Origin of the sequence: Acetobacter syzygii (genome assembly GCF_000964225.1) — a bacterium.
Classification (GTDB): Bacteria; Pseudomonadota; Alphaproteobacteria; order Acetobacterales; family Acetobacteraceae; genus Acetobacter; species Acetobacter syzygii.
This window is the reverse complement of sequence record NZ_BAMZ01000051.1, coordinates 22,495-35,136: the sequence shown is the minus strand read 5'-3', so window position 1 is coordinate 35,136 and position 12,642 is coordinate 22,495. Positions and strand designations below refer to the sequence as shown.

General features: G+C 58.9%; 11 protein-coding genes, 1 tRNA gene, 1 pseudogene and 1 riboswitch. Of the genes and pseudogenes, 9 read left to right on the top strand and 4 right to left on the bottom strand.

The window, feature by feature from the left end; all coding sequences use genetic code 11:
- Window positions 1–186, bottom strand: a pseudogene (locus Absy_RS11655) (carbohydrate porin); the annotation flags it as partial.
- Window positions 187–317: 131 nt separating this feature from the next.
- A riboswitch (cobalamin riboswitch) is annotated at window positions 318–538 on the bottom strand.
- A gap of 171 nt (window positions 539–709) precedes the next feature.
- Between Absy_RS11655 and Absy_RS11650 the strand changes: the two are divergent.
- The 3 genes from Absy_RS11650 (at window position 710) to Absy_RS11640 (ending at window position 3,852) form a co-directional block, all read left to right on the top strand.
- Complete coding sequence (locus Absy_RS11650; protein WP_048854923.1) at window positions 710–1,660, top strand: LysR substrate-binding domain-containing protein; 951 nt, start codon at window positions 710–712, stop codon at window positions 1,658–1,660.
- Between the two features lie 172 nt (window positions 1,661–1,832).
- A complete protein-coding gene (gene gabT / locus Absy_RS11645) occupies window positions 1,833–3,119 on the top strand; it encodes a 4-aminobutyrate--2-oxoglutarate transaminase (protein ID WP_048854922.1) in 1,287 nt (428 codons plus the stop codon).
- 454 nt (window positions 3,120–3,573) lie between these two features.
- Window positions 3,574–3,852: a hypothetical protein gene (locus Absy_RS11640; RefSeq protein ID WP_084597166.1), complete on the top strand. Its 279-nt coding sequence runs from the start codon at window positions 3,574–3,576 to the stop codon at window positions 3,850–3,852.
- 102 nt (window positions 3,853–3,954) lie between these two features.
- Here Absy_RS11640 and Absy_RS11635 read toward each other — a convergent pair whose 3' ends face one another.
- Together Absy_RS11635 and ruvX are read right to left on the bottom strand one after the other, a co-directional pair.
- On the bottom strand, window positions 3,955–4,509 hold the full coding sequence (locus Absy_RS11635) for an endoglucanase (RefSeq protein WP_245614835.1): 555 nt from the start codon (window positions 4,507–4,509) through the stop codon (window positions 3,955–3,957).
- 89 nt (window positions 4,510–4,598) lie between these two features.
- Window positions 4,599–5,078, bottom strand: coding sequence for a Holliday junction resolvase RuvX (gene ruvX, locus Absy_RS11630; protein ID WP_048854930.1), 480 nt, complete (start codon window positions 5,076–5,078; stop codon window positions 4,599–4,601).
- Between the two features lie 79 nt (window positions 5,079–5,157).
- On the opposite strand from ruvX, the gene gatC reads away from it, so the two are divergent.
- The 5 genes from gatC (at window position 5,158) to Absy_RS11605 (ending at window position 9,735) form a co-directional block, all read left to right on the top strand.
- Window positions 5,158–5,445 carry an Asp-tRNA(Asn)/Glu-tRNA(Gln) amidotransferase subunit GatC gene (gatC, locus tag Absy_RS11625; RefSeq protein WP_048854920.1) on the top strand — a complete coding sequence of 96 codons (288 nt, stop codon included), beginning with the start codon at window positions 5,158–5,160 and terminating at the stop codon, window positions 5,443–5,445.
- Entirely contained in the window at window positions 5,445–6,932 is a 1,488-nt protein-coding gene (gene gatA, locus Absy_RS11620; protein ID WP_048854919.1) for an Asp-tRNA(Asn)/Glu-tRNA(Gln) amidotransferase subunit GatA, read from the top strand. The genes gatC and gatA overlap by 1 nt, the downstream gene beginning before the upstream one ends.
- Window positions 6,929–8,383 (top strand): Asp-tRNA(Asn)/Glu-tRNA(Gln) amidotransferase subunit GatB, encoded by a 1,455-nt coding sequence (gene gatB / locus Absy_RS11615; RefSeq protein ID WP_048854918.1) that lies wholly within the window; start codon window positions 6,929–6,931, stop codon window positions 8,381–8,383. Before gatA ends, gatB begins: the two co-directional genes overlap by 4 nt.
- A gap of 107 nt (window positions 8,384–8,490) precedes the next feature.
- Window positions 8,491–8,583 (top strand) — tRNA-Ser (locus Absy_RS11610).
- 201 nt (window positions 8,584–8,784) lie between these two features.
- On the top strand, window positions 8,785–9,735 hold the full coding sequence (locus Absy_RS11605; RefSeq protein WP_052945765.1) for a glycosyltransferase family 2 protein: 951 nt from the start codon (window positions 8,785–8,787) through the stop codon (window positions 9,733–9,735).
- Between the two features lie 45 nt (window positions 9,736–9,780).
- On the opposite strand, the gene Absy_RS11600 is transcribed toward Absy_RS11605, so the two are convergent.
- On the bottom strand, window positions 9,781–11,574 hold the full coding sequence (locus Absy_RS11600) for an ABC transporter ATP-binding protein (RefSeq protein ID WP_048854917.1): 1,794 nt from the start codon (window positions 11,572–11,574) through the stop codon (window positions 9,781–9,783).
- Window positions 11,575–11,896: 322 nt separating this feature from the next.
- Here Absy_RS11600 and nth point away from each other — a divergent pair, with 322 nt between their 5' ends.
- Window positions 11,897–12,562 carry an endonuclease III gene (gene nth, locus Absy_RS11595; RefSeq protein WP_052945764.1) on the top strand — a complete coding sequence of 222 codons (666 nt, stop codon included), beginning with the start codon at window positions 11,897–11,899 and terminating at the stop codon, window positions 12,560–12,562.
- Window positions 12,563–12,642: the final 80 nt, after the last annotated feature.

The following is a 12,642-nucleotide window of genomic DNA, read 5'->3' as shown; positions in this document are numbered from 1 at the left end:
GGCCGGGTCCACCTCGGAGACCAGTGGGCCGGAATTGCCCAGGCGACGGCGGTCCTGCTCCAGCTGCGTCTCCGCATTCTGCGCAAACGCCGACGTGCCTGAAAGCAACACCCCAGCAATACTCATGGACTGGCACAGCAGGGCAACGCGCCACCGCAGGCCATGTGTTTTACGTAAAATTATCATTGAATCAGGGCCTGTTTCCCCACCCCGGAACGGGTGTGCTGTTGGAATAAATGCGCGTGTGGGAAATAAAGACCGTCAGGTATAAAGCAGCATCTTTGACCATCCACCTCCGGCACCCCCGTCCGGCGTTCAAGGTACAAGCAAAAACGGCAGGTCTCCTGACTTGCGGATCAACGCATCTGGTCCAACCTTCCCGGTTGCAGGGCAACCAGTGGCAGCGGCTGACTAAGCCACTCGGACCAAACACTCTCCGCCTACAGTTGCGGGGGCAGTTGCCGACTGATCTCCTCAGGGGAGAATACGGCATTCCCTTTTATTCCGCTTGCGCGGGACCGTTTGCTGTGATGGGTGCGGAATAAACCATACCTGACCGATTTTGCAACGCAAAAACCAGAGCCCCTCCGCCACGGCGCACAAACATGGCGGATCAGCCACTCCATAGCAGACCTTGCTTTTTGGGCCATTTGGCCTCCAATGGCCGCACAGCCCACCCACGCAACACTCGCCAGACCTGACTGCATCCATGGACCCACGCTACCGCATTCCCCCCCTGTCCGCGCTGAACGCTTTTGTCGCCTTTGCCCGCACGGGCGGCATACGGCGGGCAGCCACGGAACTGCGCGTGGACCATGCCGCAATCAGCCGCCATATCCGCGACCTTGAACTCTCGCTCGGCATTGCCCTGCGGGATAAGGGAACAGGCCACCTCACACAGGCAGGCCACACATATTACGACCGTATTGCCCCCCTGCTGGACGGGCTGGCCACAGCCACGGCGGATATGCGCAACCGCGTAGCCCCACTCACCGTGACCTGCGCGCATGGATTTGCCTACCACTGGCTGCTGCCCCGGCTATATGGTTTTCGCAAGTCGCACCCACATATGGAAGTCCTGCTCCGCTCGGTCGATGCCAGTGCGGCGTTCCATATGAGTGGGGTGGAATCCACCAACCATGCACAGATCGGCTATGTTCGCGCGGGCAACACAACGCCCGAACCCCGCACCATCCGCCACATGGCCATTGCGCGCCCGCCTGTTTTTCCCGTGGCATCCCCTGAGTGCATTCAAGCACTGGGTGGCCAGCCCCGCACAACCGAAGACCTGCTTGATGCCCCCCTGCTACACGAGGAGGACGATACCGAGTGGCGATGCTGGTTTGCAGCCCAGGGCATCAGCCCCTCTGTTATCCCCACCGCAGGCAGGTTGTGGCAGGCCCATATTACGCTTGCGGCTGCCAGAGCAGGGGAAGGTATTGCTCTGGGCAACCCCTTTTTGCTGGGAGATGACCTGCTGACCGGGCGACTGGTCCGCGTACAGCCAACCCAGACTCCACTCAAGGAAACACCTTTGGGCGCATATGTCCTGCGGGCTTCCGAGCAGATATGGGAAAAACCCTCCCTGCGGACCTTCCGCACATGGCTGATGGAACAGGTCGCGCAGGAGATGGATAACACCTTGCTCCCCCCTGCCTGAACCGCAGAACCTAGGGTCTCTGCCGGGTATGGCGGGTCTGTTGATTTTTTGTCACCACCTGCGCACCAAAAAATCTCCTCCCCTCGTTCAATAAAAACACTTACGGAACGACAATGTTTGTTCGGCCCCAACGCGGGCCGGATAAGAGACGCCATAGCCGGAGCCAAACCCGATGAGCACCACGAACAAAGACCTGCTGGCCCGCCGCAACAACGCTGTTCCGCGCGGTGTTGCCACCTCCACTCCCGTTTTTGCAGACCGCGCAGAAAACGCGGAACTGTGGGACGTGGAAGGCCGCCGTTACGTTGACTTTGCAGGCGGCATTGCCGTGCTGAACGTGGGCCACCGCCACCCCAAGGTGATGGATGCGGTTAAAAAGCAGCTCGAACGCTTTACGCACACCGCTTTTCAGGTTTCGGCTTACGAATCCTACATTGAACTGGCCGAAAAGCTGAATGCCCGTGCGCCCTTCTCTGGCCCGGCCAAAACCATTTTCTTCACCACCGGTGGGGAAGCAACCGAAAACGCCGTAAAAATTGCCCGTGCCGCAACCGGCCGCAACGGCGTTATTGCATTCTGTGGCGGCTTCCACGGCCGCACGCTGCTGGCCTCCGCCATGACCGGCAAGGTTCTGCCTTACAAGGCCCCCTTTGGCACACTGCCGGGCGAAGTGTACCACGTTCCCTTCCCTGACCACGACATTACGGTGGAAGACAGCCTGAAGATGCTGCACTTCCTGTTTGCCGCCGATATTGCCCCCAGCAACGTGGCGGCCATTATTATTGAACCCGTGCAGGGCGAAGGCGGGTTCCGTGTTGCACCCACAGCGCTGCTCAAGCACCTGCGCACCCTGTGCGACCAGCACGGCATCAAGCTGATTGCCGATGAAGTGCAGAGCGGCTTTGGCCGTACCGGCAAGCTGTTTGGCATTGAACACTCCGGCGTGGAACCGGACCTGATCTCCGTTGCCAAGTCCCTTGCTGGGGGTATGCCGCTTTCTGGCGTTATTGGTCGTGCAGACCTGATGGACAGCGTACCTCCCGGCGGTCTAGGTGGCACTTATGCTGGCGCACCTCTGGCCTGCGCGGCAGCCCTTGCCGTGCTGGATGTGATTGACGAGGAAAAACTGCTCGACCGCGCCAACGCCATGGGCGAACGCCTGAAGGCCCGTATTACCGGCTGGCACAAGCGTACCGACATGCTGCCCGTCAGTATGCCACGCGGTCTGGGCGCCATGATCGCCTTTGACATTCTTGAACGCCATGCAGGTGAAGAACAGCGGGCAGGCTTTGCCTCCAAGGTTTGCGCCAGAGCATGCGAAAAAGGGCTGATCCTGCTGGCCTGCGGCGTAAAGGGCGCGACCATTCGCATTCTGACCCCGCTGACCGCATCCGATGCACTGATTGATGAAGGTCTGGACATTATCGAACAGATTCTGATTGAAGACGCCAAAGTCTGATTCTTCAGGCCCGGTTACGGCGTACAAGGCGGCTTCCCCTTCATTGGGGGAGTCGCCTTTTTTGTTGCCTAAACGCAAGAATTGGCTGAACGTCATAGTCAGGCCATGATGCCCCATTAGATTAAAAAAGAATTTACAAGGTGTTGGGGAGGCCCGGATGACCGCTTTTCAAGCTTACTGGCTGGCTTTGCGGGCCAGAGTGACCACATTCCGTGCAGCCCGCTGGGCAATCTGGCACCTGCATAACGCACGGCGCTAAGCCACCCCCACCACTCCGGGCACACCCGGGCCGGGCTGGCAAAAACCACCAGAGCAGACGGACAGCACGTATCCCCCCAAAAAAACAGTGGCAGCTCCCCACCGCAAGCGGGACTGATAATGATTGACATTGACCAAATGCAGGCATGACAATGACGGGGCTTTTTAATCCATCCGTATATATGAGGCATCCTCCATGTCTTCTTCCATTTCCGACCTGAGCAGCAGCAGCGTTAGCAGCCTGTTTGGCACGTCCTCTTCCGACAGCACGTCCTCCAGCTCCTCGTCTTCAGGCAGCAGCTCTTCCTCATCCTCTTCTTCCACCACAACCAGCCAGCGCTTCAATGCCGATGGGTCCATTACGACCATCGTCAAGGACGCCAGCGGGGATATCCTTTCCGAAACCACGACCGGTGGGTCCTCAGGCTCCGATTCCGCACTGAGCGACACCAACCTGCTGGACACCTACGCCTGATTACAGCGTAGGTCCGGGGCTTGGGCTCCGGGGCACCCATAAAAAAACCCCGCTCTCCTGCCATGGGAGAGCGGGGTTTTCTGTTTGGCGGCACCGCAGCCTTTATTTGTTATCGTCTGTCAGGCCGTTGTGGATATCGTGCCCGATTTCCTTGCCGGTACTTCCAATTTTCTGGCCCGTACGCTCACCCCAGTTGCCAACATCATGTGCGGCTTCCTTGGTGCCATTCTTGGTCTTGTCCCACGCTTCGGTTGTGCCAGATTTAGTTTTGTCCCAAGCCTTGGCACTACCATCTTTGGTTTTATCCCAAGCCTTGTCGGTACCGGTTTTTGTTTTGTCCCAAGCTTTTTCCGTACCGTTCCTGGTCTTGTCCCATGCTTCGGTTGTGCCAGACTTGGTCTTGTCCCAGGCCTTGGCACTGCCATCTTTGGTCTTATCCCAAGCCTTGTCGGTACCGGCTTTTGTTTTGTCCCAAGCTTTTTCGGTACCGTTCTTGGTCTTGTCCCATGCTTTTTCCGTACCCTGACGGGTCGAATCCCATGCTTTTGTCAAAGCACCCTGTTCTTCCGCATGTGCGGAGGCACCGGGCAGGCTTACAGCAAATACGGCGGCACCCACCATGGTCATCAGTGCGGTAGCAAACGACTGCTTGGTCATTGGGCCATTCCTTCTCAAATATCTTGTAACATCTTCTGTTACATGGGTTTGCAGGCTCTTTGTGGCAAATGTAAGCCACCAATCTGTAATCAGAAAGGCGTGACATCCCCCCGCAGGCTATCCAGTGCCGCCTGCAGAATATACGCCGCAGCAAGCTTATCCACCGCCTCGGCCCGTTTTGCGCGGGACAGATCGGCTTCCTGAATAAGCATCCGGTTGACCGCAGAGGAGGACAGACGCTCATCCCACAGGCAGGCGGGCAGGCCCGTCTGCCGCGATAGGTCCATTGTCCAGTCCCGGCTGGCCTGCGCTGCGGGACCAAAAGACCCATCGAGCGAAAGGGGAATGCCCACAACCAGCCCCGCTACCTCATGCTCCTGCGCCACGGCACGAATAAAGGTAACCATTTCCCCCAGCTTGCCGCGTTTGACGGTCTGGAAGGGGGTAGCCACCAGACGCGAGACATCGGACAGCGCCAGCCCCACCTGTTTACGCCCGGGATCTATGCCCAGCAGGCGGGCATGTCTGGGCAGGGTGGCAGCTAATTGGGGAAGAGTGAGAAGAGTCATGCCCATGGTATGTTGCCTTCCGCGCGATTATGCTAGGTGCAATTCTCTATTGAGACTGAAGAAAGAGGGGCCCACTCTCATGTCGCTTGACCTTGCGACCACCCGACGCATCGCAAAACTGGCCCGGATCGGGCTTGAAGACAACGAGCTTGAGGCCACGCGCCAGAAGCTAAATGGCATTCTGGGCTGGATTGACCAGCTGGCAGAGGTAGATGTTACGGGTGTGCCGCCCATGGTGGGAACGGAAACGGAAACCCTGCGCCAGCGTGAAGACAAGGTGACCGACGGCAACTGCCGTGACGCCCTGCTGGCCTGCGCACCAGAAACATCTGGCCCCTTCTATACCGTACCCAAGGTGGTGGAATAATGCTGACCGGTCTGACCCTCACCCAAGCCCGTGCCGGGCTTGCCGCACGCAAGTTTTCCGCGCGGGAACTGGCACAGGCTCATCTGGACGCCATTGGTCGGCTGAACACCGCCCTGAACGCCTACATTACCGTTCTGCCTGAACAGGACGTGCTGGCCAGCGCGGATGCAGCAGATGCCCGCTACGCCGCAGGCACGGCAGGGCTTATGGACGGCCTGCCCATTGGTGTAAAAGACCTGTTCTGCACCAAGGGCGTGCGCACAACAGCCGCCAGCAAAATGCTCGAGAACTTTGTGCCTCCTTATGAGAGCACGGTAACCGCCAACCTGCTGAACGCGGGCGCGGTGTTCCTTGGCAAAACCAATCTGGACGAATTTGCCATGGGCTCAGCCAACATGAGCTCGGCTTTTGGCCCGACCACCAACCCATGGACGCGCAAGGGGGATGAGAGCACGGCCCTTGTGCCCGGTGGCTCCTCCGGTGGTTCCTCCGCTGCCGTGGCGGCTGGTCTGGCACTGGCCGCAACAGGAACGGACACGGGTGGCTCCATCCGCCAGCCTGCCGCCTATTGCGGTATTGTCGGCCTTAAACCAACCTATGGCCGGTGCAGCCGCTGGGGCACCATTGCCTTTGCAAGCTCGCTCGATCAGGCTGGCCCCATGACCCGCAGCGTGGCAGATGCCGGGCTGATGCTTGAGGCCATGGCAGGGTTTGATGCCAAGGACAGCACAAGCTCCAACCGCCCTGTACCGGAATTCCACAAGGCTGTAGGCAAAAGCGTTAAGGGCCTGCGCGTGGGTATTCCCACCGAATACCGCGCCCCCGGCCTGCCAGCAGATGTTGTGGCCATGTGGGAACAGGGTATTGCGTGGCTCAAGGCCGCCGGGTGCGAGGTGGTGGATGTCTCCCTCCCCCACACGCGCCATGGGCTGACCACCTACTACATTATTGCCCCGGCCGAGTGCTCCTCCAACCTTGCCCGTTACGATGGCATCCGTTTTGGCCTGCGCAAGGACGCCCCAACACTGGATGGCGTGTACGAAGCCACCCGTGCCGCAGGTTTTGGGCAGGAAGTGCGCAACCGTATTCTTATGGGCACCTATGTTCTGTCCGCCGGGTATTATGATGCGTACTACCTGAAGGCACAGAAGGTCCGCACCCTGATCAAACGGGACTTTGAACAGGCGTTTGAAAACGTGGACGTGCTCCTGACCCCAACAGCCCCATCCGCCGCCTTTGCACAGGGCGAAAACATGGATGATCCGGTGCAGATGTACCTGAACGACATCTTTACCGTACCAGCCAGCATGGCCGGTGTTCCTGCCCTGTCTGTCCCTGTCGGGCTGAACGGGGTCGGGCTGCCACTGGGCCTGCAGGTCATTGGCAAACATTTTGATGAAGAAACCGTGCTGTCTATTGGCGGCGCGCTGGAAGCGGCGGCTGGCTTTACGCATAAACCGTCCGTCCATGCGGGAGCAGGCGCATGAGCTACACAATTGAAGGCCGTACCGGCACATGGGAAATTGTGGTCGGTCTGGAAGTCCATGCGCAGGTGATCAGCCATTCCAAGCTGTTCTCCGGTGCCTCCACCACCTTTGGCGGAGACCCCAACACGCAGGTCAGTCTGGTGGATGCCGCATTCCCCGGAATGCTGCCCGTTATCAACCACGAGTGCGTGGCACAGGCCATTCGCACCGGGCTGGGGCTTAAGGCTCAAATCAACCTGAACAGCCGCTTTGACCGCAAAAACTACTTTTATGCCGATCTGCCGCAGGGCTACCAGATCAGCCAGTTCGAGTACCCGATTGTGGGCAAAGGCACCATCAGCATTGAACTGCAAAACGGGGACGTGCGCGAGATTGGTGTAACCCGCCTGCACCTTGAACAGGACGCGGGCAAACTGCTGCACGATCAGGACCCCACAAAATCCTTTGTGGACCTGAACCGCTCTGGCGTTGCCCTGATGGAAATTGTGAGCGAACCCGATATTCGCGAACCGGAGGAAGCCGGGGCTTACCTGCGCAAGTTGCGCCAGATCCTACGCTACCTTGGCACTTGCGATGGCAACATGGAAGAAGGCTCCATGCGGGCCGACGTAAACGTTTCTGTCCGCAAGGCGGGGGAACCCTTCCGCACGCGGTGCGAGATCAAAAACGTCAACTCCATCCGCTTTGTGATGCAGGCCATTGAGGTGGAAGCCGCCCGTCAGGTGGAAATATGGGAAAACGGCGGGGAAGTTGATCAGGAAACCCGCCTGTTTGACCCCAGCCGGGGCGAAACCCGGACCATGCGCTCCAAGGAAGATGCGCATGATTACCGCTACTTCCCCGACCCCGACCTGTTGCCGCTGGTACTGGAACAGGCATGGGTGGACGAACTGGCGGCCCAACTGCCCGAACTGCCCGATGCCAAACGTGCGCGTTTTCAGGCGGAATATGGCATTGCCTTTTACGATGCCGGGGTGCTGGTCGCTGAACAGGCCGTAGCGGACTATTACGAAACCGTAGCCCGTGGGCGCGATGGTAAGCTGGCCGCGACATGGGTCATGGGTGACCTGTTTGCCGCCCTCAACCGCACGGGCAACAGTATAGAAACCAGCCCGGTCAGTGCCGAGGCACTGGGCAAAATGCTCGACCTGATTGCGGATAAGACCATTAACGGCAAAATTGCCAAGGAAGTCTTTGAAGACATGGTGGAAACGGGCGAAAGCCCCGATGCCATTGTGGAAAAAAAGGGCCTGCGGCAGGTTACCGACACAGGTGTGATTGACGCAGCCATTAGCGCCATTCTGGACAAGCACGCAGACAAGCTGGCCGAATACCGCTCCGGCAAGGACAAGCTGTTCGGATTTTTTGTTGGGCAGGTCATGAAGGAAACCAAGGGCAAGGCCAACCCGGCCCTTGTGAACGAAGCCCTTAAAGCCCGTCTGGACGCCTGAAAACGACCAGATAAAAAATAACACCAAATTACGCATATGGGGGTTTGACGGAACGCGCCAAACCCCCTAAAAGCAGCAATGCAAACGTCGTGTCTGCACTCTTCGGCGGAGGGGTGGCCGAGAGGCTGAAGGCGGCGGTTTGCTAAACCGTTATACGATGTCAAGTCGTATCGAGGGTTCGAATCCCTTCCCCTCCGCCAAAATCTCCATACAAAATTTACAGTCAGCCTGCGCGTGGCAATGTGTTGCTCCAGCGGCTCTGGTGCTGCACAATCCCGTATGATGGCACATGCGGATTGTCAGGGATGATCAGGCCCGTGCAACATTGTAGATTTCCATCAGAACGTCCTGATTTTGAGAGTGTTTTTTGAATTGTCATGGTTATGGATAGCGGTGCGTCAATGCCAAGTTTAATTTCTCTCGTTGTTCCATTTTATAACGAGGGGAACGGTGTTGACCTTTTTGCCCAGACCATTCTCCCCGTTCTTACTGCTATCCCCGATACAGAGTGGGAACTCGTCTGTGTGGATGATGGCAGCAAGGATGATACGCTCAGACGCCTGATTGCGCTTGCCCGCCAGAACAGCCGGTTCAAAATTGTCGAACTATCGCGCAATTTTGGCAAGGAAGCCGCCATGACCGCAGGGTTGGATGCGGCAACGGGTGCCGCTGTAATTGTCATTGATGCAGACCTGCAAGACCCGCCAGAACTTATCCCCCCAATGATTACCGCATGGCAGGAAGGTGCCGAGGTGGTTCTGGGCAGGCGGGTTGACCGCTCGTCAGACAGTGCGGCTAAACGCCTGACGGCCTCGTGGTTCTATTCGCTGCATAATCGTCTGTCCAAAATCAAAATCCCATCCAATGTGGGGGATTTCCGCCTGATGGACCGGTGCGTGGTGGATGCCCTGCAACAGCTACCCGAGCGGCAGCGCTTCATGAAAGGTCTGTACGCATGGGTGGGGTTCCGCACTGTTACGCTGGATTACGTGCGCGCAGCCCGCAATGCGGGAGAGAGCAAATTCTCCGGTGTGGCGCTATGGAACTTTGCACTTGAAGGGCTGACGAGTTTTTCCACTCTTCCCATCCGGATCTGGACGTATCTGGGCACTGTCGGAGCAATTTGTGCCTTGATGTACGGACTTTTTATTGTCGGGCGCACCCTGTTTATGGGCAATGCGGTGCCGGGCTATGCCTCGCTTTTTTTTGCCGTCACATTCTTTGGCAGCATTCAGATCATCAGCATTGGTATGCTGGGCGAGTACATCGGCCGGATCTATATGGAAACCAAACAGCGCCCCATTTATCTGGTGCGCAAGATCCACCAGACTCCTGCCAGCCCCACCACCTAGCCGCCCGCACCATCTGCATCATTCAGGCAGTCACGCGCAGGGTCTTTACAGGCTTTGCAGGGCATACAGCCTTTGGTAAAGCCCGCCCTCGTGCTGCACCAGCTCGGCGTGGGGAGCATCCTCTACAATCCGCCCGTGTTCAAACACCAGAATGCGGTCCAGCCCCACAACAGTTGCCAGCCGGTGCGCCACAATAAGCACCGTACGCCCCTGCATCAGCCGTTCCATGGCCTCCTGCACCAGAGCCTCGGACTCGGAATCCAGACTGGCCGTGGCCTCATCAAGCACCAGAATACGGGCATCCGCCAAAAAGGCACGGGCAATGGCCACACGCTGGCGCTCCCCCCCAGAAAGCTTGACGCCACGCTCGCCCACCAAGGTTGCGTATCCATCGGGCAGACGCTCTATAAAGTCTGCCGCATTGGCCAGACGGGCCGCCTGAGCAATCTGCTCGGCTGTCGCATCTGGTCTGCCATAAGCAATGTTTTCGGCCAGACTGCGATGGAACAGAATGGGCTCTTGCGGCACAAGTGCAATCTGGCGGCGCAGGTCAGACTGGCGGACGCTTGCCGTATCCACCCCATCAATCAGAATGTGGCCGCTGTTCTGCGCGTACAACCGCAGGAGCAGCTTGGTAAATGTGGATTTTCCAGAACCAGATGGCCCTACCAGCCCCACACGGCTCCCCGGCGCAATACGGACCGACAGGTCGGTAAACAGGGCAGTTTTCTGGCCCGGATACTGGAATGTCACATGTTTGAACTCGATGTCGCCATGGGCCACATGCAGGCTAACCGGCTGGGCAGGGTCCGCTACTGTCAGGGGGGTTCGCCACAGCAGCAGCAGTTCTTCCATCTCATTCACCGAGCGCTGCACCACCGAGACCTGCTGCCCGATCTCGCGCAAATAACCCTGCACCAGAAAAGTCATGGTCAGCACATATGCCACATCACCCGGCCCAGCCTGCCCTTTGCACCAGAGCCACACCGCTGCGGCTGCCAGAGACAGACGCATGACCACCACGGCTGCCGCCTGAATATTGGCGCTGTCGGTCCCACGGATCCACATCCGGGCGGTGGCTGTGCGCCACTGGTCCAGCGTATGGGTCAGGCGTTCTTCTTCCCGCGTTTCTGCCCCAAAGGCCTTGACCACGGCATTGCACGTTATGGCATCGGCCAGTGCCGCGCCCACCTTGCTATCCCCCGCATTGGCCGCCTGTGCCGAAGGGGCAACGTAACGCAGGGTCAACATACAGGAGAGGGCGACAAACAGCGCCGACAGGACCCCAAGCATGACCCCCATGGCAGGCCAGTGCCAGCCCAGAACAAGGGTGGTCAGAACCAGCAGGCAGAATTCGGGCAGCAGCATGAGCAGGAGCGTGTCATCCAGCATATCCACCGCCCACATGCCTCTTGTCAGCCGCCTTACGGTGGAACCGGCAAAGGTATTGGCGTGCCAGTCGGTGGACAGGCGCTGTACATGGGCAAAGGATTCCGTGCCAATCTTCTGCATTACTCTGGTGGTCAGCCGGGTAATACCAAGGTAGGCGTACCGCTTGGCCAGAACACTGCCAAACCCGCAACCGGCAAGGGCTGCGACCATCCATAACGCATGGTGCAAACGCGCGGACTGCACGGCAGGCTCCGCCACATCGGAGACCAGACGGCCCGCGGCCAGCGGCATCAGCACATCCGCCAGCGTTGCCAGCAGCACCATGCCCACCGTTACCCCCAAAGGCCGCGGAAACGCCAGCCACAGGCGAATGACAAAACCCAACACGTCCACAAAAAGGGATGCCTTGGGCATGGAGGAAGAAGCACGACCAGCAGAAGAAGCCATAAACCAGACACCCGAAAAAATGCGTCCATCCGCACCGGCGGGCAGGGCCTACGACCTGTATCGTAAAGACGCGATATTGCGCAAACCCGCCCCGGCTGGAAAAATGCGGCTCCCAGCCCCATTAACGATAAGCCCCCACATGCCCCCCAGACCACGCAAGACCACGGCCACAACACAGCCGGACCAACAGCCCACCACGCCCAAAAACACCACCAGGGCAGACAGGCCAGCAAGCCGTGCAACTGCGCGCGCGCCCACAGGTAAAGCCAGGGCTACAGCGAACACAAAGGCCGGGGCTGCCCCCCAGACCGCCCCGCGGGATATGACGAAGGCCGAAGTCGTACAGTTTTTAACCGACCTGTCCCGCGCATGGCCGGATGCACAGACGGAACTGCACTACACCACGCCTTTTACGCTGCTGGTTGCTGTTGTGCTGTCTGCTCAGGCTACGGATGCTTCGGTCAACCGCGTAACCCCCGCACTCTTTGCCGCAGCCCCCACGCCACAGGCCATGGCGGCTCTGGGGGACGAGCAGGTGGGCCAGCTGATCCGCACCATTGGTCTGTGGCGCAATAAAGCCAAAAATGTTGTCGCACTCTCCCGCCAGTTACTGGCGGACCATGGTGGGCAGATCCCCCACACGCGTGATGAGCTGGAAAAACTGGCAGGTGTAGGCCGCAAAACGGCCAATGTGGTGCTGAATGTTGCCTTTAACCAACCCACGGTTCCGGTGGATACGCATGTGTTCCGGCTGGCCAACCGCTCCGGCCTTGGCCGTGGCCACACAGTAGAAGCGGTGGAAAAAAAGCTGGAGGCACGGATTCCGCTCCCCATGGTGCGCGATTCCCACCACTGGCTTATTCTGCAGGGGCGTTATGTGTGCAAAGCCCGCAAACCGGAGTGCTGGCGGTGTAGCGCCAGAGAGAGCTGCCTGTTCCCGGACAAAACGCCGCTCCCCCACCCCAAGCCCAGCCGCACGGCCATGTAAGGCAGGCCGCGCAAGGCCTCTCCACACGCCACTAAGGGCTAAGGGCTAAGGGCTAAGGGCTAAGGGCTAAGGGCCATCTC

What these genes read in the sequence shown, in the direction of transcription:
- Absy_RS11605 (WP_052945765.1), top strand. Translation starts at nt 8,785, where the DNA reads ATGCCAAGTTTAATTTCTCTCGTTGTTCCATTTTATAACGAGGGGAAC.
- Absy_RS11650 (WP_048854923.1), top strand. Translation starts at nt 710, where the DNA reads ATGGACCCACGCTACCGCATTCCCCCCCTGTCCGCGCTGAACGCTTTT.
- gatB (WP_048854918.1), top strand. Translation starts at nt 6,929, where the DNA reads ATGAGCTACACAATTGAAGGCCGTACCGGCACATGGGAAATTGTGGTC.
- Absy_RS11600 (WP_048854917.1), bottom strand. Translation starts at nt 11,574, where the DNA reads ATGGCTTCTTCTGCTGGTCGTGCTTCTTCCTCCATGCCCAAGGCATCC.
- nth (WP_052945764.1), top strand. Translation starts at nt 11,897, where the DNA reads ATGACGAAGGCCGAAGTCGTACAGTTTTTAACCGACCTGTCCCGCGCA.
- Absy_RS11640 (WP_084597166.1), top strand. Translation starts at nt 3,574, where the DNA reads ATGTCTTCTTCCATTTCCGACCTGAGCAGCAGCAGCGTTAGCAGCCTG.
- gabT (WP_048854922.1), top strand. Translation starts at nt 1,833, where the DNA reads ATGAGCACCACGAACAAAGACCTGCTGGCCCGCCGCAACAACGCTGTT.
- ruvX (WP_048854930.1), bottom strand. Translation starts at nt 5,078, where the DNA reads ATGACTCTTCTCACTCTTCCCCAATTAGCTGCCACCCTGCCCAGACAT.
- Absy_RS11635 (WP_245614835.1), bottom strand. Translation starts at nt 4,509, where the DNA reads ATGACCAAGCAGTCGTTTGCTACCGCACTGATGACCATGGTGGGTGCC.
- gatA (WP_048854919.1), top strand. Translation starts at nt 5,445, where the DNA reads ATGCTGACCGGTCTGACCCTCACCCAAGCCCGTGCCGGGCTTGCCGCA.
- gatC (WP_048854920.1), top strand. Translation starts at nt 5,158, where the DNA reads ATGTCGCTTGACCTTGCGACCACCCGACGCATCGCAAAACTGGCCCGG.